The following is a 20,944-nucleotide window of genomic DNA, read 5'->3' as shown; positions in this document are numbered from 1 at the left end:
GCACGTCTCGTGCACAAGGAGTGACACCCCTGGGGGTGGGGGCGACCAACGGGTGTCAACACACCACACGAGGGTCGCCCGAGAGCGATCCGGACAGGAGAGACCATGTCTCGCGCCAGCACCGCTCGCGCTGTCGCACCCAGCAGCGCCCCCGCCACCCCGCCGACCTACTCCCGCCTGGGTGCGGAGGCGTTCGGCACCTTCTGGCTCGTCCTCGTCGGGTGCGGCACCGCCGTCCTCGCCGGCGACGAGGTCGGCTACCTCGGTGTCGCGCTCGCCTTCGGACTCTCCGTCGTGACGATGGCCTACGCCGTCGGCTCGATCTCCGGCGGCCACTTCAACCCGGCCGTGACGGTCGGTCTCGCCGTCGGCCGCCGCTTCCCCTGGCGCGATGTGCCGGCGTACGTCGTCTCGCAGGTGGTCGGCGGCACGATCGCCGCGGCCGTGCTGTACGTCGTGGCCTCGGGTCGCGCGGGCTTCAGCACCGCCGACGGGTTCGCGACCAACGGCTACGGCGCGCAGTCCCCTGACGGCTACTCGCTGCTCGCCGCCGCGGTCGCCGAGATCGTGCTGACCGCGATGTTCGTCCTCATCATCCTGGGCGTCACCGACCGTCGTGCCCCGGTCGGCTTCGGCCCGCTGGCCATCGGCCTCACCCTGACCGCCATCCACCTCGTGTCGATCCCGGTCACCAACACCTCGGTCAACCCGGCCCGCTCGCTGGCCGTCGCGTGGTTCGACACCGCCGCCCTCGGCCAGGTCTGGCTCTTCATCGTGGCGCCGGTCGTCGGCGCGGCGATCGCGGGCCTCACCTGGAGCCGCCTCACCGCCGAGCCCGTCGAGGAGCCGGCCACCGCCTGACCAGCCCACGCCAGCACCCAAGGCGGTGTCGACATCCGATGTCGACACCGCCCCGTCGGGTACCGGCGCGGGTGCCGCGCGGCAGAATGGTGTCCGCCGCAGACCGCTGAACAGCAGGAGGACGACGTGAGCGAGCACCACCCGACCGGGGCGGACCTCGAACGACGCGAGCCGGCACCCGCGCCGGCCGTGCCGAGCGTGCCCCCGCGCCGTACGGTGCCGGAGCCGGCGCCGCGCAGCTTCTCGCTCGCCTTCGGCTGGACGCTGGTCGCCGTGGCCACCGGGCTGCTCGCCTTCGCGAGCTGGGACCTCTACCCCGACGACGGGCCCGGGATGTGGGCCGGCTACCGCGACTCGCTGCTGGTGCTGGTCATCGCGTTCTCCCTGGCCCTGCTGCGGGTCAACGTGCCCAAGACGCCGTTCATCGGCGCCTGCGGCATCGTCGGCGTCCTGCTCGTCCTCGAGGGGATCTTCCTGGCCTCGACCTTGCGCATCAGCATCCCGGAGATCATGGCCGGCGTCGTGATCGTCCTCGGCTCCGTGCTGATGGCCTCTGCTCCGGACCGCTGACGGCCGGCTCCCGGGGTCACTCGCGGGCCCGCGCTCAGGCGATCCTGAGCGCGACGAACAGCATGATCGCCAGGACGACGACGAAGCCCGCGATGTAGAGCAGCACGATCCTGATCTCGCGCCTCGGGGGGAAGAGCTTCACCGTCGGTCCTCTCGTCGTCGTGCGGCTGGCCGTACGCCGACCGGTGACCGGCTCCGGCGTCCCCATGCGCACCGCTCCTCGCCCGTGAGCGGGCCGAGAAGTGGCTGAGAACCGACTGTGCTCGCAGGGTCGGGGGTGGGCAGCCGGACCCCGTCGGGGTGAGGAGCGGCAGGCACCTTGCGCACCGCGGTTACCCGTTGGTTAACTTGCGGTTCCGGCGACGTGTCATCCATGCGTCACCGCAGGTCAGACCCCCGAACGGAGACCCCGTGCGTCGTCACACCGGCTCGATCACCGCTGCGATCACGGCTGCGGTCCTCGCGGCCGGCGCCCTCGTCGGAGCCGGGTCGGCCCAGGCCGCGTCCCCCGCGCGCGACCGTTTCTCGTCCTACGTCGCCATGGGCGACAGCTACTCCGCGACGGGCCTCGCGCCGCTCGACCCGGGCCCGGCGGGCTCGGAGTGCGGCCGCTCGGACGCGACGTACTCCCACCTCGTGGCCGCGCAGCTCGAGATCCGCTCGTTCCGCGACGTGGCCTGCAGCGGCGCCACCACCGACGACTTCTTCAGCGAGCAGCACGCCGACACCCCGCCGCAGCTCGACGGCCTGCGCCGCAGCACCCGCCTGGTCACGATGACGATCGGCGGCAACGACCTGAACGTCTTCTCGGGCCTCATCACCGCCTGCGTGATCGCCTCGACCGCCGAGCGCAACCTGACCGGCTCGATCAGCGGCGCCCCGTGCAAGACCCAGTTCGGCTCCGACTTCCGCGACAAGGTCCGGGACTTCACGCAGCCCAACCTGGTGCGAGCCCTGAAGGCCGTGCACAAGCGGGCCCCGAAGGCGACCGTCGCGATCCTCGGCTACCCGCAGATCCTGCCCGCGCAGGGTGTCGCCTCGTGCTACTCCAGCATGCCGATCTCGCTCGGCGACGTGCCCTACCTCAACCGCACCCAGCGCACGCTCAACCGCGTGGTGGAGCGGGCCGCCCGGCGCACGGGCTCGGTCTTCGTCGACACCACGGCGCTCTCGGCCGGCCACGACGTCTGCCAGCCCGTCGGGACCCGCTGGATCGAGCCGCTCATCGGGGCGCAGTCGACCCCGGTCCACCCCAACGTCGCTGGCCACCAGGCCCTCGCCGCCAAGCTGCTGAAACGGCTCGACCGCGTCCGCCCCTGAGCTCTCCTCCCCAGCTGCACCGCACCACCCGCACCACAGCACCACCTCTGACCCGGCGCCTCACGGGCACCGGGCACGACTGAAAGGCACCACGTTGAACCTTCCTCGTCACACCTCCCGCCTCGCCGCCGGCGTCGGCGTCGCCGCCATGGCCGCCACCGCCCTCGTCGGCGCAACGGCCAGCACCGCCTCGGCCGCTCCGGTCTCCGGCGTCTACCAGTGCGCCAACTCCGCCGGCGTCGGTCTGGGTAACTTCACCACGACGATCAACGCCACGCTCCCCGCCACGGCCAAGGCTGGTGCGTCTGTGCCGGCGGGGCTGCTGCCCGCCTTCACCGCGCAGATCACCAGCCCGGCCAACACCGCCACCCTGCTCACGACGACGACGAGCGGCAAGTCCAGCGACTTCTCGGTCTCCATTGGCTCGACGGCCGTCTCGGCCCCGATCACCGCCACGGGCAAGACCGTCAACCCCGACAACTCGGTGACCTTCGAAGGGAAGGGCACCAACGCCGCCTTCGTGACTCCGGGGGCTGGCACCTACAGCATCAACATGCCCGCAAAGTTCACGCTCCAGGGCACCGACGCCAGCGGCAACCCGACCGTCACGGCGACGTGCCAGATCGCTACCCCTCCGAGCCTCGGCAGCGTGACCATCAGCAAGCAGGACTCGACGGTCTCCGCCAAGGCGAAGGCCGCGAAGGTGAAGGTCGTCGTCACCAACGAGTTCGGCAAGACTGGTGGCGAGATCGCCACCGGCAAGGTCACCGTCAAGGACGGCAAGAAGAAGATCGGCAAGGGCACGCTGAAGAACGGCAAGGTGACCATCAAGCTCAAGGGCAACAAGAAGCTGTCCAAGGGCAAGCACAAGCTGGTCATCAGCTACGCCGGCGACGACTTCACCAGCGCCGCCAAGGCCAAGGTCACCGTCAAGATCAAGTGACACCTGCCTGATCGCACGACCTGACTGCGGAGGCCCCCACCGGTACGCCGGTGGGGGCCTCTCCGCATCTCTGCTCGGTGTCGGGGCAGCGTCAGCCCGCGCGCTCCTCGGGAACGTCGAGGCGCGGGATCCCGCCGAGCCCGAGGCGGTAGCGCACGTGGTCGGCGTACTCCTCGAGCGTGCGCCACAGCGTCTGGTGGGCGGCCCAGGGCAGCGGCTCGGCCCCGGAGTACCAGCTCGCGCCGAAGGAGATCCACACCGGCACCCAGTGCGCGGCGTCGTCCCACGCGCCGCGGCGCGCCATGAGCATCCGCCGCCGCAGCTGGAAGGCACGACGGGGCCCGTCGGTGCAGATCGGCGCCGTGGCCACCGGCCACAGCCGCAGGTCGAGGGTCATCAGGTGCACCTCGAGGTCGTGCAGCACCGCCGGGTCGACCAGCACGGTCGCGGCGTTCACGTGCGGAGCGCGCTCCATGACGGAACGTTCTCTCCGGCGACCGGGCGGCGTCAAGGTCGGGTGCACCACCGCTGGTCGAGCAGAGCGGCGCTAGCGCCGTCTCGAAACCACTGTCCGGCGGAGGTGGTTTCGAGACAGGACTTCGTCCGTCCTCAACCACCGGCGCGCACCACCGCTGGTTGAGGAGGTCGTGCAGCGACCGTCTCGAAACCACTCCCCCAGCAGCCGCGCCGGGAGAGGATCGGCCGGTGCGCCGTCTCGCGGTCCCCTCGCTCCTGTTGCCGGCGGCGCTGGCCCTCGTCCTCGCGGCGCCGGGACCGGCCCCGGCGCGCGTGGAGGCCGTGGCCGTCGCACCGGCAGTAGCATCAGCTGCCCCGAAGCCCGCCGCCGGGCCCCGTCTCACCGTCGACCTGCGCCGCGGCGAGCACCGCATCTCCCCGATGGTCTACGGCCTGAACGGCGCCGACGCCGCGCTGGCGAAGCGGCTGCGGCTGCCCCTGAACCGCTGGGGCGGCAATGCGACGGAGATGTACAACTGGCGGCTGCGGGCCAGCAACCGCGCGGCGGACTGGTACTTCGAGAACCTCGCCGACTGCTGGGAGGAGCGCTTCTCCTGGTGCCAGGGCACCCGCGACGTGAGCGCCGTCGACGAGCAGCTGCGTCAGGACCGCGCGAACGGCACCGCCAGCCTGGTGACGCTGCCGATGATGGGCTGGGTCGCCGAGGACGTGTCGTACGACGGCCCGAGCTCGTGCGCATACCCGGCGCCGGCGTTCGACCCGCAGGACGGTCACGACCCCTACCACCCGCGGTGCGGCAGCGGCCGCCGCGGCGGGCGCTGGATCGCCGGCGCCGACCCGGCGACCGCGGGCACCCAGGTCGGTCCGGAGTTCGCCGGCGCCTGGGTGAGCGCGCTGCGCGAGCGGTACGGCGCGGGCGGGGTGCGGTTCTACGGCCTGGGCAACGAGCCGGCGCTGTGGGACGAGACGCACCACCCGTTCCACCCCCAGCCCACGACGTACGACGAGCTGTGGGCCCGCAGCCGCGACCTCGCCGCCGCAGCCAAGACCGCCGACCCCGCTGCGTCGGTGGTGGGGCCGTCGGAGTGGGGCTGGCCCAACTGGTTCTGCTCGGCCGCGGACGACGTCGACCGCGGCTGCTTCCCGACCTCGCCCGACCGCGCCGCCCACGGCGGCGTGGACCTGTCCTCGTGGCTGCTGCGTCAGTTCGCGGCCTACGAGCAGCAGACCGGCACCCGCCTGCTCGACGTCTTCGACCTGCACTACTACGAGCAGGGCACCTACTCTCCGGCCACCGACGTCACCCGGTCGCTGTGGGACCCGACCTTCACCGACCCGTCGTGGATCGGCCAACGGATCGAGCTGCTGCCGCGCATGCGCGCCTGGGTGCGCGACAACTACCCCGGCACCCGGCTGGGCCTGAGTGAGTACAACCTCGGCTCCGGCACCGACCGCCGCACGCAGGTGCTCGTGCAGGCCGACACCCTCGGCCTCTTCGGCCGGGAGGGGCTCGACCTCGCGGCGTTCTGGCCGCTGCCCGACTCGCCGGTGCCGGTGCGCGCGTTCGAGCTGTTCCGCGACTACGACGGGCGCGGCTCGGCGTTCGGGGACCGCGGGGTCGCCGCGACCTCCAGCGACCAGACCCGCGTCTCGGTGTACGCCGCGCGGGTGGGACGGCGGGGGCCGCTGACCGTGGTCGTGATCAACAAGGCGCGCCAGGCGGTGCGCAGCCGGCTCGCGCTGCACGGGGTGCGCGGCGCACGCCGCGTGACGGCGTACCGCTGGGCCGGGCGCGACATCGCCCGGGTCCCGTCGAGCCGGGTGCGCCGCGGCGCGGTGCGCCTGGCGCTGCCGGCCTCGTCGGTCACCGTGCTGCGGATCGCGCTGCCCCGCCGAGGTAGGGGGTAGCGGGTCGGCCCTGACGGGGTACCTGCGAGTCATGCGCCTCGCCAAGCTCGCGACCCGTGTCCTCGTCGGCGGCCTCTTCGTGGGCCACGGCACCCAGAAGCTGAAGGGCTGGTTCGGCGGTCCCGGGATCGACGGCATGACCGCGGGCATGGAGCAGATGGGCATGCACCCGCCGCGCCGCAACGCCTACGCCGCCGCGCTGAGCGAGACCGTCGGCGGCGGGCTGCTCGCCCTCGGGCTGTTCACCCCGCTCGCCGCGTCGGCGCTGACCGGCACGATGATCGTCGCGATCAAGAAGGCTCACCTCGCCAACGGCCCCTGGGTCTCCGACGGCGGCTGGGAGTACAACGCCGTGCTGATCGCGGCCGCGCTGAGCTTCGCCGAGGACCCGGGCGAGCTCTCGCTCGACCGGCTGCTCGGGACCGAGCGCGCCGGGTTCGCGAGCGCGCTGACCGCTGCCGCGGTCGGGGCGGTGGCGGCCTACGCCACCCTGGAGTCGGCGAAGTCGGCCGCCCCCACCGGCGCCTGACGCTCGCGCCGGCGCCGCTCCACCGGCCCGTCCCGAGACGGTCCGGGAAGTGACGCCAACATGACAGAACGCCGCTCTCGGGTGTCCTACAGTGAAATCGCGCCGGCGCCCCGCCGGCCTGAGCACCACCGAGAGAAGAAGCAGATGCGAGTACGTCGAGCCGCCGTCGCCTCCGGCGTCACCCTGACCCTGGCCCTCAGCGCCGTCACCACCGCCGGTCTGGGCGGCGCCGCTCAGGCGAGCGACGCCGGAAGCAGCGCGGGCGCCGAGCGCGCCGCCACCACCGGTCGCCTCATCACCGCCACCAAGAAGGGCGTGGTCCTCGTCGACGAGGACGGGCGCCGCGAGCGCACCCTGATCCGGGTCCGCGGACAGCGCGCAGACGTGCTCGAGATGCACCCCGAGACCGGGGTGTTCCTCTGGTCGACGACCACGGGCAAGCGCACGACGTTCCACATCTCCAACGTCTTCGGCGCCGACCTCGGCGACTTCCGCACCCCGAAGGGCGCCTCGGAGCCGGCGATCGACAACGGCGGCTACGAGGTCTACTGGGTGCGCCAGGGCTCGGCCACCCAGAACGCCGCGGTCGTCAGCTACGAGATCAACGACCCGCAGGCGGAGCCGCAGGTCCTCACCGAGCTCGGCCCCGGCACCGCCCGCGGCCTCGAGGTCTCACCCGACTACCAGTGGCTCTCGGTCGTCCTCGCCGGCCCGAGCAGCACCTCCGTCCAGCTGGTCCCGACCAACGGCGCCACCGTGCGCACCGTGCCGGCCACCGCACCGGGCTCGGGCGTCATCGGTGACCGGGCGGTCTTCTCGCCCGACTCGGGCCGCGTCGCCTACCTCTCCGGAGCAGCACCCGGGGCCGTCGGCTCGCTCTTCTACGCACCCGTCGCCGGCGACTACGCGCCCGTCGACGTCCGCGCCAACGCCTCCGAACTCTTCGACTGGTCCCCCGACGCCCAGACGCTGCTCGCCGCCGCGCCCGGCAGCGGGACCCTCGTCGGCTACGCCGTCGCGACCGGGGCCGCGGTCGCGACGTACCCCGTGAGCCGTCTGGGCGACGCCGGGGTCTTCTGGAGCGGCCTGGCCGCCGGGGAGTTCCCCCGGGACCGGATCCGCCCGCGGCTCAGGGTCGACCAGCCGAAGCGCGACACCGTGCGCGCGTGGAGCACCGTGACCGGCACCGCCGTCGACAAGGGCGAGTCGGGGCTGCGCTACGTGGTCTTCCGTGCCTTCCAGAAGCGCGGCAACGCGTGGTGGGGCCTCGTCGGCAACGGCAAGCGCCCGACGTGGAAGAAGTTCCCCAACCGCCTCGAGGCCAAGTTGTTCGCCAAGGAGCGCCGCGCCAAGATCGAGGGCAAGGCCTGGTCACTCGGCATCCCCGGGCTCCGCGCCGGGCGTCTCGTGCTGGTCGTCAAGGCCGCCGACGGAGCGGGCAACAGCAACGCCAAGACCGTCTCCGTGCAGGTGCGCTGAGCCGCTCCCCGCAGGGTTCCCGACGGTCCTGGCGGACCTCCTCGACCACCCCAGTGGTCTGGTCTGGCCCGAACGGGCCGGTGACACGCGCCGATCGGCGGAGCTTGAATGGTGCCGCGCTCGGCGTGGGGGGCGGTCTGTGGGGGACCGTCGCGCCGGGTGTCTCTCAGGGGGAGCGACATGCGAGCACTCATCGGAGTGCTGTGCGTGGTGTGGGGCGTCGTCGGCGCCTTCGCCGGCGCGCAGCGCGGACTGTACGGACACGGCCTGACGTGTGACGGCGCGGTGACCACCGCGGCCACCGTCGCCGCCGGCCCGCTCAACTACCACGGCGTCGACCCCGCCCTGACCTGCCCGCAGCCGTCGTGAGCACCGTCGTGAGCACCGTCGTCGGCCCCGCGCCGGTCCCGGTGGCCGCCAGCCTGAGCGAGCAGCTCGCCGAGCTCGACCGCCTCGAGGGCCTCGCCCGCGAGAGCGCCCGCACCGTCGCCGGGCGGCGGCTCGCGCTCGAGCGAGCGCGGGCCGCGGTGCCCGACCGGGGCCGCTTCCTCACCGCACGGCTCTACCCGGGCACGCTCACCGACGCTCGCTGAGGGGCTCATAGCCCGACGTCACGCTGCTCGTCGACCGCTGGCAGCAGCGCCGCGAGGGCGAACGCGCCGGCGTGCACCGGGGCCGGCAGACGGACCTCGAAGACCGTGCCGGTGTCCGCGGTCGTGCCGTCGGGGTAGGCGTCACCGGGACCCGGGTCGCGGACGGTCACGGTGCCGTCGCAGCGCTCGACGGCGCGCCGCACGATCGCCAGGCCGAGCCCGGTGCCGCGGTACTCGTCGCCGTGGGCGCGCTGGAACACCTCGAAGACCCGCTGGCGCAGCTCCGGTGAGATCCCGATGCCGTTGTCGCGCACGACGAGCACGGTCTCGCCGCCCTCGGTCCGGCCGCCGACGTGGACGCGGGGCTGCACCCCGGGAGCGACGTACTTGACCGCGTTGCCGACGAGGTTGTCGAGGACCTGGCGCAGCAGGACCGGGTCGGCCACGGCCGCGAGGCCCGGCTGCACCGTGACGAGCGGGCGGGACTCACGCGAGCGGAACAGCTCGGCCGCCTGCTCGGCCAGCGCCGAGACGTCGACCTCCTCGCTCCGCGCCGGTGCGTCCCGCACGACGGTGTAGAGCAGCAGGTCGTCGAGCAGGCTGGTCATGTCGCCGGCGGCGGACGAGACACGCTCGAGCATCGACCCCCAGGCCCGCCGGTCGAGCTCTCCCTCGGCGATCCGGTGGGCCAGCAGGCCGGTCCAGCCCACGATGCCGGTGAGCGGGCGCTTGAGGTCGTGGGCCACCACCCCGGCGAAGGCGGCCAGCGCGTCGCGGTCGTGGCGCAGCGCCGTGACGTTGCGGAAGCTCACCACGCCGCGGGCGTGCAGCCCCGAGAGGGCATCGCCCGGCACCGGACCTCCCACGACCTCGAGCACCGTCGGCTCACCCTCGGTGCGAGGGACGAGGTGGTAGTCGTCCTGGAAGCGCTCGCCGCGAGCGGCGCGCACGAACGGGTGCTCCCCGTCCTGCAGCGCGGTGCCGTCGGGCGACCGCAGCGCGCCCCGGTCGAGCAGCTGCTCCCCCGTCGCGTTCGCGAGCACCACCTCGCCGCCGTCCCCGACGACGGCCAGCCCCTCCTGCAGGTGCTCGAGGACGGCGCGCAGCTCACGGGCCTGCGCGGCGGTGCGCCGCTGAAGCTTCTCGAGCCGGGCGCCGACGACCGCGCGGTCGTGCTGGGAGAAGCTCACCAGGAGCGCGGTCACGAACGACACCAGCCCGTAGACCTGCACGACGAGGTCGCGCTGGGCGAGGTCCTCGACGGCCGTGAACGGGCCCTCGCCGAGACCGTTCAGCAGGATCGCCACGCCGCCCGCGAGCACGGCGTGGGCCATCGCGCCGATGGGTCCGAGCCGGGCCGCGACGAGGACGGTGATGGACAGCAGCAGGAAGCCGAGCGGCGCGCTGCTCAGCGGACCGAAGACGACCACGAGCGCGCTCAGGCTCAGCGCCCACAGGAGGACCGGTTCGACCGGCGAGCGCCAGGAGTGGTGGTAGGGCGCCCAGGCCACGCGGCCCCGGAGCTCCGCCGCGCGACGCACCAGCTGGGTGCCGACGACGAGGACGATCAGCAGACCGGCCGTGCTGCGCGCCACGTCGGCGAGCAGCCGCAGCGACCCGATGTCGCTCCCCGCGGCGCCCAGCCCCACCGCAGCGACGACGCAGCCCGCCCCCGCGCTGACCACGGACAGGACCACGAAGCGGGTGGCCTCACCCGGCGTGGTCAGCGCCCGGTCGCCCCCGAAGCCGTGGAGGTGGGGGAAGGCCGCGCGCAGCGCGGGGACGACGACGAGGGTCTGCACCACGTGCGCGGCCAGGAGCACGACCGCCTCCACCCCGGAACCCGTCGCCACCAGGTCGACGACGGCCACGAGCGCGAGAGCGGTGAGCAGGTCGACGGCCAGGCGGCGACCCGACGACGCCGCCAGCCACAGCGCGACCACCCCGGCTCCGGACCACACCGTCGAGGCACCCGGGCCGACCGGCAGGCTGAGCAGGCCCACGAGGGTGATGGCGAGGTAGGCGCAGCACCACCCGAGCTCGCGCACCGCGAGTCCCCTCAGACCCCCCACGTCCCCATCATGGCGCTCCCGGCGCCCGGCCGGACCGGAACGCCGATCACCGTCTCGGGCCCTGGGCGCGCTGGAGATCAGCGAGGGGTGTCGGCCTGCTCCTGCGAGCACCACCACGTGGTGCGACCGCCGACCGTCGAACGCGACATCGGGGCCCCGCAGCGCGGGCAGTGCCGGCCGGCGCCGCGGTGGGGCACGATCTCGCCGGTGTGGACGCCGCCCTTGCGGATGGCGCTGCGTACGGCGGACCGCAGGGCGCGGTGCAGCCGGACCGTCTCGTCCTCGTCGAGCTCGTCGGCGGGGCGACGCGGACTGATCTCGGCCTGCCACAGCACCTCGTCCGCGAGCAGGTTGCCGATGCCGGCGACGGCGTGCTGGTCGAGCAGCCGGGCCTTCACCGGGGCCGAGGAGCGGCTCAGCAGCTCGTGGAGCTCGCCCTCGCGCACCTCGCCGGCGTCGGGGCCGAGGGCGTCGACGTCGGGGTCGAGCCGCACCCGTCCGAGGCGCCGCTTGTCGAACAGCCGCAGGGCGCCGCCGCCGCGGAAGACGATCGTGAACCGGTCCCACTCGGGCTTGCCCGGGGTCGTGCTGCGCGGGGCCGCGCGGCCGTAGTCGGGCCCCACCTCCTCGAGGCCGTCGGTGCCGACGACGTGGATGCGCCCGGCCATCCCCAGGTGGATGCCGAGCACCGGGCCGTCGCCACCGGTCTCGACCCAGATCGACTTGCCGCGCCGGTGGGCCGCGGTGAGCTGGTGCCCGACGAGCGCGTCCTTGAGCTGACCCGGCGCGTGCGGGCGGCAGACGTAGGTGTCGGCGTCGTCGACGTCCTCGATCGTGCGGTGGAGCGCGGAGCGCTCGATCAGCGCCCGCGCGGACTCGACCTCGGGCAGCTCCGGCACCCCGGTCCGGTACCCGCCCTGCCACGATGGCGCCGTGCCCACCCCCCTGCCGTCGTACGACGTGGTCGCGCGCCGGCGCCCGGTCGACCTGGTGCGTCCCGGCCCTGTGCGCGCGCCGTACGCCGCGACGCGCGGGCGGGGGACGCTGACCCTCGCCAGCGGGAGCACGAGCATCACCTGCGACGACTCGGTGGCCCTGCACGTCACCCGGGACGGTCGCACCACGACGCTGCGCAGCCGCCGCCACGGGCGCCCGCAGGCCCCCGTGGACGAGCTCGCGCTGACGCTCACCGCGCGTCAGGTGACGGCGTTCGCCCTCGAGGCCGGGCGGTGGGTCGCCCGGGCCCGCCACGACCTCGACGACAGCGTGCCGGTGCACGACGAGGGGTGGCTCGCCGGTCTCGAGGCCTCCGCCGGACTGGGGCGGTTCGGTCAGGTGGGGCTGCGCGACCTGCGGGTCGTCACCCACGCCGACGGCTCCCCGTGGCTGGAGGAGGACCGGTGGCTGCTGACGGCGACCAGCGCCGGGCCTGGCGGGTTCACGACCGGCCACACCTCGGTGTGGTCCCTCGACCCCGAGACCCTCGAGCTGGCCCATCGCGCCGACCTGTTCGTGCGCCGCGACGGCGGGGTGTACGGCGACCACGCCGTGCACCTGGTGCGCGACGCCGGGCGCTGGCTGCTGGCGGCGAGCACGTGGGGCGACTTCGAGCCGCGGCTGCGGCCGGTCCGCACGGTGCTCGCCACCTCCGAGGACGACCTGACCACGGGCGTGCACGTGCTCGACGCCGCACCCCTGACGCTGCCCACCGACGGGCTGCGCTCGGTCGGCGTCTGGGACCCGCACCTCGTGCGCTGCGACGACGAGTGGCTCGTGGCCTACGTCAGCGCGCGGAAGTACTTCCGCTTCCACCCGGTCGTCGCCACCGGCCCCACCCTCGACGACCTCACGCTGCGCGCAGCGGCCTCGCGCCTGCGCGAGACCGAGGGCTCGACCCTCGCCCACGTCGACGGCCGGTGGCGGGTCCTCGCCAGCGACACCCGCCGGCAGGCCTACCCGGTCCTCGACCTCGACCTGCGCGAGGTCGCGACCCTCGACGCGGCGTACGTCTCGAACATCCCGTGGCCGACGCTGCTCGACGACCTGGTCGTCGGCTTCGACGGCACGACCTGGGGAGGCCCGCTGCTGGCCTACGGCACCCACGGTGACGTGGTGATCCAGCGGGCGCGGCGCGGCTAGAACCCTCGAGTGGTTTCGAGACGGTCCTGGTGGACCTCCTCAACCACCCACGGCACCACCACGGTGGTTGAGGAAGGACGACGTCCTGTCTCGAGACCACCCCGGCAGCGGTGTCAGCCGGTGACGTGCTGCAGCGGCCGAACGGCCTTGCGCGCGGCGTGGATGCGCGACTTCACGGTGCCGAGCGGGACGTCGAGCAGCCGCGCGATCTCCTGGTAGTCGAGCTGCTGGACGTCGCGCAGCACCAGGGGCTCGACCAGCTCCGGGTGGTCGGCGCCGACGCTCTCGAGCGCCTCGAGCAGGTCGAGCCGGCTGCCGCGATGACGCTGGTGGTGCGCGGGTCGGCGTGGACGGGCAGCTCGTCGGTGGGCCGCTCGGCGGCGCGTCGCTCGAGCGAGCGGTAGGTCATCCGCGCGCTGTTGGACGCCACCGCGTGCAGCCAGGTGGTGAACCGGCTCTGACCCGCGGAGGTGTGGATGCGGGTCGCGACGAGCAGCAGCGCGTCCTGGGTCGCCTCCTCGGCGTCCTCGGGGAAGAGCAGCATGCGCCCGCAGATGCGGCGTACGCGCGGCTGCACCTCGGCGAGCACCTGCTCGAGCGCGTCGCGCTCGCCCGCCGCGGCGCGCGCGGCGAGGGCGTCGAGGTCGTCGGGCTCCACGCAGCGACAGTAGCGCCGAGGATTTTCGCCAAGACCACCCAACCCGATGTGGTCGGACCCCGTCAGAGGAGAGGAAGCACGACGCGGTGCGCCTCCGGGTGGACCGCGCAACCCCACTCCCACCCCACTCCTCGGAGGACCCGTGAAGCTGAACTCGCTCGTGAGCAAGTCCGCTGGCAAGAAGGCCGCCGCGGTCGTCGGCGTCGTCGCCGTCGCCGCCACCGCCGGCACCGGCGCGTCGGTCGCCGCCAAGCAGATCACCTCGTCGCAGATCAAGGACGGGACGATCCAGACCCGCGACCTGACGAAGAACAACTTCGCCCGGTTCACCTCGACCGAGACCGTCAAGGTCGCCGAGACGCCGGTCAGTGCCACCCCGGCCTACGCCGGCGCGCGCGTCGTCGACGTCACCGGCGCCCAGACCGGCCTGGTGACCCTGGTGCTCAACAAGGGCACCTGGAAGCTCTCCGGCACCGCCCAGTTCTGGCACATCGGCGGCCCCACCCCGGCCGACACCACCGACTACGGCGTGGTGACGATCCCGGGCCTGCAGTCCGGCTTCAGCCGCAACGTCACCTCCGACGTGCCCGAGGGCGGCGTCAACCCGGCGCAGGTCAGCTTCGGCGGCACCATCAAGATCACCGCCAACAACACCCCGGTCGTCATCAGCGGCAACTTCACCGCCGACCGCCAGGGCCAGGCCGGCGTCTCCGTCACCGCCACGCAGTACGAGTACGTCAAGCTGTTCGACGGCGGCCAGTGAGCTGACCGCTCCCCCGCACCACGCAGCGGCCGCGCCCTCCTCGTCGGGGCGCGGCCGCTGTCGCGTCCGGGGCTGTCCCTCAGAACCGCCCTCGACCCGTGGGAGAGTGCTGCCCGTGCCCCTGCCCGAACGCCTCGGACGCCTCGAACGGCGCGAGCGGCTCGGGGTCGGCGGGTTCGCCACGGTGTGGCTCTACCACGACGCCGAGCTCGACTCCGACGTCGCGGTGAAGGCCCTTGCCGAGAACTGGGCGCAGCGCCTCGACGTCCGCGAGCGCTTCCTCGAGGAGGCGCGGATCCTGCGCCGCGCCGACTCCGACCACGTCGTGCGCGTGCACGACCTCGGCGAGGCCGACGGCACGCCGTACTTCGTGATGACCTATGCCGACCGCGGCTCGCTGGCCCAGCTGCTCGAGCCGGGAGTCCCGCTGCCGGTGCCGCGCGCCGTCGACCTCGTCGCCCAGGCGGCGTCCGGCCTGCGCGTGCTGCACGAGCTCGGCGTCGTGCACCGCGACGTGAAGCCCCAGAACCTCCTGCTGCGCAGCGGCGGCAGCGCCGGCGACCGGCTCCTCGTCGCCGACCTCGGCGTCGCCAAGGCGATGCTGCACGCCAGCGGGCTGACCCAGGTGGTCGGCACCCCGGCGTACATGGCACCGGAGCAGGCCTTCGGCGAGGGCGTCGACACCCGCGCCGACGTGCACGCCCTGGCCGCGGTCGCCTACCAGCTGCTCACCGGGCACCAGGCCCGCGAGGTCTCGATCCCCGAGCTCGCCCACGCCGGGCCGCCGGTGCCGCCGTCACAGCACGAGCCGTCGCTGCCGCCCGAGGTCGACGCCGTCCTGCTGCGCGCGCTCGACCCTTCACCGGAGGCGCGGTGGCCCGACGTCGACTCCTTCGTCGCTTCCCTCCGCTCGGCAACGGGGGACACCCGCCCCGACGCCACCCGGGTCGAGCCCCGGGGCGACCGGGCCGCCGTGGCGGCGCGTCCTCCTTCCGGCCGGCTGCGGCTCGTGCTCGCCTGCCTGCTGGTGTTCCTGGTCACCTTCGCGGCGGCGTACGGCCTGGTCAGGGCGCTCTCTTAGGGTCCCCTCACGGAGCCGACCTAACGTCGAGGCCATGAAGACGGCTGATCTCCTCGACCGCCTCCACCACGACGGTTCCGAGGTCGCGCTCGTGGTCAACGCCGCATCGCGTCGCGGCCGGGACGCCCTCGACCGCACGCGGGCACTCCTCGCGGCGGCCCGCGTCGAGCGGGTGCGCACGCACGCCGTGCTCTCGGGTGCCGAGCTGGGCGCGACCCTCGACCGCGTCGTCGCCGAGGGGCCCGGGCTGCTCGTCGTCGGCGGAGGCGACGGCACCGTCGGCGCCGCGGCCCACCGGGTCTCGGGCACCGACACGGTGCTCGGCGTGGTGCCGCTCGGCACCGCCAACGACTTCGCCCGCACGCTCGAGGTGCCGCCCGACCCGACCGCGGCCGTCGCCGCGCTGCTCTCGGGTCGGGTCGCCGACGTCGACCTCGGCCGCGTGGAGGACGCCTCGGGGCGTCACACGTTCCTCAACGTCGCCTCGCTGGGCCTCTCGGTGGGCGTCACCGCGATGCTCACCCCCGGGCTCAAGCGACGGCTCGGCCCGGCGGCGTACCCGGTGGCGACGCTGCGCGCCTACCGCCACCACGCGCCGTTCTCGGCCCGGCTGAGCTTCCCCGGCGGCGACCACCCGCCGCTGGTGCTCGACGACCTCATGCAGGTGGCGGTCGGCAACGGCCGCCACTACGGCGGCGGCAACTCCGTGGCGCCCAACGCCTCGATCGACGACCACCTGCTCGACGTCTACGCCGTCGAGCGAGGGCGGCTGCGCGACCACGTCTCCATCGCGCGGCTCCTCAAGGACGGCCGCTTCGTGGAGCACGAGCGGGTCACCCACCTCACCACCCGCGCCGTGCGCATCGAGACCGACGAGCCGCTCCCGGTCAACCTGGACGGCGAAGTCTCGGCCACCACCCCGCTCACCTCCACCGTCGACCGCAACGCGCTGCGCGTCGTCATCCCCTCCACCAGCCGCGCCGCGCGTTTCGACGGAGACACGGACGACGACGTCGCCGACGAGGTCGCACCCGTCGCCTGACCGCCGACCCGGCGCGAACTGCTGTCCCCGGCACGCCGACCCGGCGCAAAGTGTCGTCAGACGTACGCCGACCCGGCGCGTAGTGCTGAGGCATCCTCAGCACTACGCGCCGGGTCGAGGTGCGTGCGGCAGCAGTTCGCGCCGGGTCGGCGTACATCCAGCAGCAGTTCGCGCCGGGTCGGCGTACGGCGTGCCCCTAGCTGAGCGGGACGACGTCGGCGGCGCCGAGGCGGGCGGCGTCGGCGGTGGCGTCGTCGGGCATCTGCTGGCTCTCGCGCTCGGCCTCGACGCGGGCGCGGTAGTGCTCGATCTCGAGGCCGACCTGCTCCTCGCTCCAGCCGAGGACGGGCGCGACGAGGGCGGCGACCTCCTCGACCACGCCCACGCCGCGGTCGAAGGTCTCGATCGAGATGCGCGTACGCCGAGTGAGGAGGTCCTCGAGGTGGCGGGCGCCCTCGTGCGAGGCGCCGTAGACGATCTCGACGCGGAGGTAGTCCGACGCACCCTCGAGCGGACGGCCGAGCGAGGGGTCCCGCTCGACCAGGTCGAGCAGCTCGTGCACCAGCGAGCCGTAGCGCTTGAGCAGGTGCTCGATCCACACCTCGTGCAGGCCGTAGCGCTGCGCGAGCACGTGTCGGGAGTTCCACAGCGCCTGGTAGCCCTCGGCACCGAGCAGCGGCACCTTCGCGGTCACCGACGGCGGCACCGTGCGGTCCTCGTGGGAGGTCAGGCCGAAGACCGCCTCGTCGATGGCGTCCTCCGCCATCACGCGGTACGTCGTGTACTTGCCGCCGGCGACGACGACCAGCCCGGGCGCGGGGTGGCTGACGGCGTGCTCGCGGGAGAGCTTGGAGGTGGCCTCCGACTCGCCCTCGAGCAGCGGGCGCAGCCCGGCGTAGACGCCCTGCACGTCCGCGCGCGTCAGCGGAGTCTCGAGGACGGCGTTGACGTGGTCGAGCAGGTAGTCGATGTCGGCCTCGCTCGCGGCGGGGTGGGCCTTGTCGAGCGACCAGTCGGTGTCGGTGGTGCCGATGATCCAGTGCCGGCCCCACGGGATCACGAACAGCACCGACTTCTCGGTGCGCAGGATCAGCCCGGTCTCGGAGCGGATCCGGTCCTTCGGCACCACGAGGTGCACGCCCTTGCTGGCGCGCACGTGGAACGGTCCGCGCTCCCCGGTGAGCGACTGCGTCTCGTCGGTCCACACGCCCGTGGCGTTGACGACCTGGCGCGCCCGGATCGTGAAGACCTCGTCGCTCTCCAGGTCGCGCACCTTCGCCCCGGTCACGCGCTCGCCCTCGCGCACCAGCTCGACGACGCGGGCGCGCGAGGCCACGTGGGCGCCGTACGCCGCGGCCGTGCGGGCGATGAACATCGTGTGCCGGGCGTCGTCGACCTGCGCGTCGTAGTACTGCAGGGCGCCGACGAGGGCGTCCTTGCGCAGCGACGGCACGAGCTTGCGCGCCCCGCGGCGGGTCAGGTGCCGGTGCAGCGGCACCCCGGCCCGCCCGGAGATGCGCGACATCGAGTCGTAGAGCGCGACCCCGGCCCCGGCGTACAACCGCTCCCAGCCGCGGTGCTTGAGCGGGTAGAGGAACGCCACGGGGTGCACGAGGTGCGGGGCGAGCTCCTGCAGGAGCAGGCCCCGCTCCTTGAGCGCCTCGGCGACGAGGGCGAAGTCGAGCATCTCGAGGTAGCGCAGGCCACCGTGGACCAGCTTGCTCGAGCGGCTCGACGTGCCGGAGGCGAAGTCGCGCGCCTCCACGAGTCCGACCCGCAGCCCGCGGGTGGCGGCGTCGAGCGCGGCACCGGTGCCGACGACGCCACCGCCCACGACGAGGACGTCGAGCTCGTCCTCGGCGAGGTGCCGCAGCGCCTCGGTGCGGGACTCGGGTGACAGGGGGACGGATCGCATCTGGGTCTTCTCTCTCGGGATCGCGGTCGGGGGTGGGGCTGGGAGGCGTCAGTCGACGTCGACCCAGTCGAGGGTGCGCTCGACAGCCTTCTTCCACTGCCGGTAACCGGTCTCGCGCTGCTCGTCGTCCCACTGGGGCGACCAGCGCTTGCCCTCGTTCCAGTTCTTGCGCAGCTCGTCGGTGTCCTTCCAGAAGCCGACGGCCAGCCCCGCGGCGTAAGCCGCACCGAGGCAGGTGGTCTCGGCGAGCACGGGGCGGCTGACCTCGACGCCGAGCACGTCGGCCTGGATCTGCATGCACAGCTCGTTGGCGGTGACGCCGCCGTCGACCTTCAGCACCTCGAGCTTCACCCCGGAGTCCTGCTCCATCGCCTCTGCGACGTCGCGACTCTGGTAGCAGATCGACTCGAGCGTGGCCCGGGCGACGTGGGCGTTGGTGTTGTAGCGCGAGAGGCCGACGATGGCGCCGCGCGCGTCGGAGCGCCAGTACGGCGCGAACAGGCCCGAGAACGCCGGCACGAAGTAGACACCGCCGTTGTCCTCGACCTGGCGAGCCAGCGACTCGCTCTGCGAGGCGCCGGAGATGATGCCGAGCTGGTCGCGCAGCCACTGCACGGCCGAGCCGGTGACCGCGATCGAGCCCTCGAGCGCGTAGACCGGCTTCTCGTCGCCGAACTGGTAGCAGACCGTCGTCAGCAGCCCGTTCTCCGAGCGCACCAGCTCGGTGCCGGTGTTGAGCAGCATGAAGTTGCCGGTGCCGTAGGTGTTCTTGGCCTCGCCCGGCTCGAAGCAGACCTGGCCGACGGTGGCGGCCTGCTGGTCGCCGAGGATGCCGGTCAGCGGCACCTCGCCGTGGAAGGGGCCGTCCTTGCGGGTCGTGCCGTAGCACTCGGGGCAGCTCGACGGCTTGATCTCCGGCAGCATCGCGCGGGGGATGTCGAAGAGCGCGAGCAGCTCGTCGTCCCACTCGCAGGTCTCGAGGTCCATCAGCATCGTGCGGCTGGCGTTGGTCACGTCGGTGACGTGGACGCCGCCGTCGGTGCCGCCGGTGAGGTTCCAGATCAGCCACGAGTCGGTGGTGCCGAACAGCGCGTCGCCCGCCTCGGCGGCCTCGCGCACGCCGTCGACGTTCTCGAGGATCCACTGGATCTTGCCGCCGGCGAAGTACGTCGCCGGGGGCAGCCCGGCCTTGTGGCGGATCGTGTCGCCGTGGCCGTCGCGCTCGAGCTTGGAGGCGATCCGGTCGGTGCGGGTGTCCTGCCAGACGATCGCGTTGTAGTACGGGCGACCCGTCGACTTGTTCCACACCACCGTCGTCTCGCGCTGGTTGGTGATGCCGACGGCGGCGAGGTCGTCGCTGGTCAGCCCGGCCTTGCCCATGGCGGTCTCGATCACCGAGCGGGTGCGCTCCCAGATCTCGACCGGGTTGTGCTCGACCCAGCCGGCCTTCGGCATGACCTGCTCGTGCTCGAGCTGGTGGCGCGCGACCTCCTCACCGGCGTGGTCGAAGATCATGAAGCGGGTGCTGGTGGTGCCCTGGTCGACGGCTCCGACGTAGGTGGCCATGGTGTTCTCCTCGCTGCTGTGGCTGTGCGGCTGGTGGCTGGTGGTGGACCGGTGGGTGCTCGGGACGTGTCTACTGCTGACGCGGCTCGCTGACCACGACCTCCTCCTGATTCGACTCGGGCTCGGTCGGCGTGAGGTGCATGCCGATGAGCACCTTGAACAGCGCGCCGCCGACGAGACCGCCGACGATCGGGGCGACGATCGGCAGCCAGAAGTAGAGGTTGCCGTTCTGGTCGTTCAGCGCGCCGCCGTAGCCGGTGATGAGCGAGGCCAGGCGGGGGCCGAGGTCGCGGGCGGGGTTGATGGCGTAGCCGGCGTTGGCGCCCCAGGCCATGCCGATGGCGACGACGAGCAGACCGACGACGACCGGGCCGAGGTTGGCCAGCGGCGGGTTGTTCCACGCCGAGGTCAGCGCGAAGATCACGAAGACGAGGATCGCGGTGCCGACGACCTGGTCGAGGAACGCCGTCGGGATGCCGACGTCGGCGGCGCCGTTGCCGGGCAGCGTCGAGAAGATGCCCTGGGTCTTGATGGTGTGGCCGGGGTCGACCGCGCCGATGAGGTCGGCGTAGGTCACGCGCACGATCAGCGCGGCGACGAAGGCGCCGGCCGTCTGGGCCAGGGCGTACGGCGCGACCTTGCGCCACTCGAACTCCGTGAACGCCGCCAGCGCGATCGTCACGGCCGGGTTGAGGTGGGCGCCGGAGAGCCGCGCGGCGACGTAGACACCGAGCGTGACGCCCAGGCCCCAGGCCCAGGAGATCGAGTCGTGGTCGCCGAGGCTGCCGTCGGCGCTGGTGACGACCTGCGCGACCACCCCCACCCCGAACAGGATGAGGATCATCGTGCCGGCGAACTCGGCGCAGAGCTCGCCGACGATCGGCGGCCTCCTCGTGGCGGTGGTGTCGGTGGCGCTCATGCCTGCCCTCCCGGATCGGGTCACGGTTGACGAAGTGGTGTGCGACACACGCTCCCTGAGACGGCGGTCACACGGAAGCCGTTCCGTTCGACATCGTCGAACGATGGTT

General features: G+C 73.1%; 22 protein-coding genes. 13 read left to right on the top strand and 9 right to left on the bottom strand.

Features of this window, described 5'->3' with window-relative positions:
- Window positions 1-105 precede the first annotated feature (105 nt).
- Window positions 106-861 (top strand): aquaporin Z, encoded by a 756-nt coding sequence (aqpZ, locus tag GRQ65_RS11295; protein ID WP_160878072.1) that lies wholly within the window; start codon window positions 106-108, stop codon window positions 859-861.
- A 126-nt stretch (window positions 862-987) separates the two neighbouring features.
- Window positions 988-1,431 carry a hypothetical protein gene (locus tag GRQ65_RS11290; RefSeq protein ID WP_160878071.1) on the top strand — a complete coding sequence of 148 codons (444 nt, stop codon included), beginning with the start codon at window positions 988-990 and terminating at the stop codon, window positions 1,429-1,431.
- Between the two features lie 34 nt (window positions 1,432-1,465).
- Here GRQ65_RS11290 and GRQ65_RS11285 read toward each other — a convergent pair whose 3' ends face one another.
- Window positions 1,466-1,639 (bottom strand): hypothetical protein, encoded by a 174-nt coding sequence (locus tag GRQ65_RS11285; protein WP_160878070.1) that lies wholly within the window; start codon window positions 1,637-1,639, stop codon window positions 1,466-1,468.
- A 203-nt stretch (window positions 1,640-1,842) separates the two neighbouring features.
- Here GRQ65_RS11285 and GRQ65_RS11280 point away from each other — a divergent pair, with 203 nt between their 5' ends.
- Window positions 1,843-2,751 (top strand): GDSL-type esterase/lipase family protein, encoded by a 909-nt coding sequence (locus tag GRQ65_RS11280; protein WP_160878069.1) that lies wholly within the window; start codon window positions 1,843-1,845, stop codon window positions 2,749-2,751.
- 94 nt (window positions 2,752-2,845) lie between these two features.
- On the top strand, window positions 2,846-3,694 hold the full coding sequence (locus tag GRQ65_RS11275) for an Ig-like domain repeat protein (protein ID WP_160878068.1): 849 nt from the start codon (window positions 2,846-2,848) through the stop codon (window positions 3,692-3,694).
- 91 nt (window positions 3,695-3,785) lie between these two features.
- Here GRQ65_RS11275 and GRQ65_RS11270 read toward each other — a convergent pair whose 3' ends face one another.
- A complete protein-coding gene (locus tag GRQ65_RS11270; protein ID WP_160878067.1) occupies window positions 3,786-4,169 on the bottom strand; it encodes a hypothetical protein in 384 nt (127 codons plus the stop codon).
- Window positions 4,170-4,399: 230 nt separating this feature from the next.
- Between GRQ65_RS11270 and GRQ65_RS11265 the strand changes: the two genes are divergently transcribed.
- From GRQ65_RS11265 to GRQ65_RS11245, 5 genes are all read left to right on the top strand, one after another.
- Window positions 4,400-6,079: a glycoside hydrolase family 44 protein gene (locus tag GRQ65_RS11265; protein WP_160878066.1), complete on the top strand. Its 1,680-nt coding sequence runs from the start codon at window positions 4,400-4,402 to the stop codon at window positions 6,077-6,079.
- Between the two features lie 31 nt (window positions 6,080-6,110).
- Window positions 6,111-6,608, top strand: coding sequence for a DoxX family protein (locus GRQ65_RS11260; RefSeq protein WP_160878065.1), 498 nt, complete (start codon window positions 6,111-6,113; stop codon window positions 6,606-6,608).
- A 144-nt stretch (window positions 6,609-6,752) separates the two neighbouring features.
- The gene (locus GRQ65_RS11255; protein WP_160878064.1) at window positions 6,753-8,087 is read left to right on the top strand and encodes a hypothetical protein; all 1,335 of its coding nucleotides are present in this window, start codon (window positions 6,753-6,755) and stop codon (window positions 8,085-8,087) included.
- A 180-nt stretch (window positions 8,088-8,267) separates the two neighbouring features.
- Window positions 8,268-8,456 (top strand): hypothetical protein, encoded by a 189-nt coding sequence (locus GRQ65_RS11250; RefSeq protein WP_202387965.1) that lies wholly within the window; start codon window positions 8,268-8,270, stop codon window positions 8,454-8,456.
- Window positions 8,453-8,680, top strand: coding sequence for a hypothetical protein (locus GRQ65_RS11245; RefSeq protein WP_160878062.1), 228 nt, complete (start codon window positions 8,453-8,455; stop codon window positions 8,678-8,680). Before GRQ65_RS11250 ends, GRQ65_RS11245 begins: the two co-directional genes overlap by 4 nt.
- A gap of 5 nt (window positions 8,681-8,685) precedes the next feature.
- Here GRQ65_RS11245 and GRQ65_RS24010 read toward each other — a convergent pair whose 3' ends face one another.
- The gene (locus GRQ65_RS24010; protein ID WP_160878061.1) at window positions 8,686-10,728 is read right to left on the bottom strand and encodes an ATP-binding protein; all 2,043 of its coding nucleotides are present in this window, start codon (window positions 10,726-10,728) and stop codon (window positions 8,686-8,688) included.
- A gap of 101 nt (window positions 10,729-10,829) precedes the next feature.
- Entirely contained in the window at window positions 10,830-11,651 is an 822-nt protein-coding gene (locus tag GRQ65_RS11235) for a DNA-formamidopyrimidine glycosylase family protein (RefSeq protein WP_160878060.1), read from the bottom strand.
- Between the two features lie 34 nt (window positions 11,652-11,685).
- On the opposite strand from GRQ65_RS11235, the gene GRQ65_RS11230 reads away from it, so the two are divergent.
- Window positions 11,686-12,891, top strand: a complete 1,206-nt coding sequence (locus GRQ65_RS11230; protein WP_337191657.1) for a hypothetical protein — start codon at window positions 11,686-11,688, stop codon at window positions 12,889-12,891.
- A 113-nt stretch (window positions 12,892-13,004) separates the two neighbouring features.
- Here the strand turns inward: GRQ65_RS11230 and GRQ65_RS22745 are convergent, their stop codons facing one another.
- Both GRQ65_RS22745 and GRQ65_RS22740 read right to left on the bottom strand, forming a co-directional pair.
- On the bottom strand, window positions 13,005-13,100 hold the full coding sequence (locus GRQ65_RS22745) for a hypothetical protein (protein ID WP_337191681.1): 96 nt from the start codon (window positions 13,098-13,100) through the stop codon (window positions 13,005-13,007).
- On the bottom strand, window positions 13,064-13,549 hold the full coding sequence (locus GRQ65_RS22740) for an RNA polymerase sigma factor (RefSeq protein WP_337191655.1): 486 nt from the start codon (window positions 13,547-13,549) through the stop codon (window positions 13,064-13,066). Before GRQ65_RS22740 ends, GRQ65_RS22745 begins: the two co-directional genes overlap by 37 nt.
- A gap of 160 nt (window positions 13,550-13,709) precedes the next feature.
- Here GRQ65_RS22740 and GRQ65_RS11220 point away from each other — a divergent pair, with 160 nt between their 5' ends.
- From GRQ65_RS11220 to GRQ65_RS11210, 3 genes are all read left to right on the top strand, one after another.
- Window positions 13,710-14,312 carry a hypothetical protein gene (locus GRQ65_RS11220; protein ID WP_160878059.1) on the top strand — a complete coding sequence of 201 codons (603 nt, stop codon included), beginning with the start codon at window positions 13,710-13,712 and terminating at the stop codon, window positions 14,310-14,312.
- 115 nt (window positions 14,313-14,427) lie between these two features.
- Window positions 14,428-15,393 carry a protein kinase domain-containing protein gene (locus GRQ65_RS11215; protein ID WP_160878058.1) on the top strand — a complete coding sequence of 322 codons (966 nt, stop codon included), beginning with the start codon at window positions 14,428-14,430 and terminating at the stop codon, window positions 15,391-15,393.
- A gap of 34 nt (window positions 15,394-15,427) precedes the next feature.
- Entirely contained in the window at window positions 15,428-16,435 is a 1,008-nt protein-coding gene (locus GRQ65_RS11210; protein ID WP_160878057.1) for a lipid kinase, read from the top strand.
- A gap of 196 nt (window positions 16,436-16,631) precedes the next feature.
- Here the strand turns inward: GRQ65_RS11210 and GRQ65_RS11205 are convergent, their stop codons facing one another.
- The 3 genes from GRQ65_RS11205 to GRQ65_RS11195 all read right to left on the bottom strand — a co-directional run bounded on the left by GRQ65_RS11205 (window position 16,632) and on the right by GRQ65_RS11195 (window position 20,835).
- Window positions 16,632-18,350, bottom strand: a complete 1,719-nt coding sequence (locus tag GRQ65_RS11205; protein ID WP_160878056.1) for a glycerol-3-phosphate dehydrogenase/oxidase — start codon at window positions 18,348-18,350, stop codon at window positions 16,632-16,634.
- A gap of 48 nt (window positions 18,351-18,398) precedes the next feature.
- On the bottom strand, window positions 18,399-19,916 hold the full coding sequence (gene glpK, locus GRQ65_RS11200) for a glycerol kinase GlpK (RefSeq protein ID WP_160878055.1): 1,518 nt from the start codon (window positions 19,914-19,916) through the stop codon (window positions 18,399-18,401).
- Window positions 19,917-19,986: 70 nt separating this feature from the next.
- Entirely contained in the window at window positions 19,987-20,835 is an 849-nt protein-coding gene (locus tag GRQ65_RS11195) for an MIP/aquaporin family protein (RefSeq protein ID WP_160878054.1), read from the bottom strand.
- Window positions 20,836-20,944 lie beyond the last annotated feature (109 nt).

The sequence above is a fragment of the Nocardioides flavescens genome (genome assembly GCF_009823805.1).
In the GTDB taxonomy this organism is placed as follows: Bacteria; Actinomycetota; Actinomycetes; order Propionibacteriales; family Nocardioidaceae; genus Nocardioides; species Nocardioides flavescens.
Note: the sequence above shows the minus strand (reverse complement) of the source record. Positions and strands in the feature narration are given on the sequence as shown.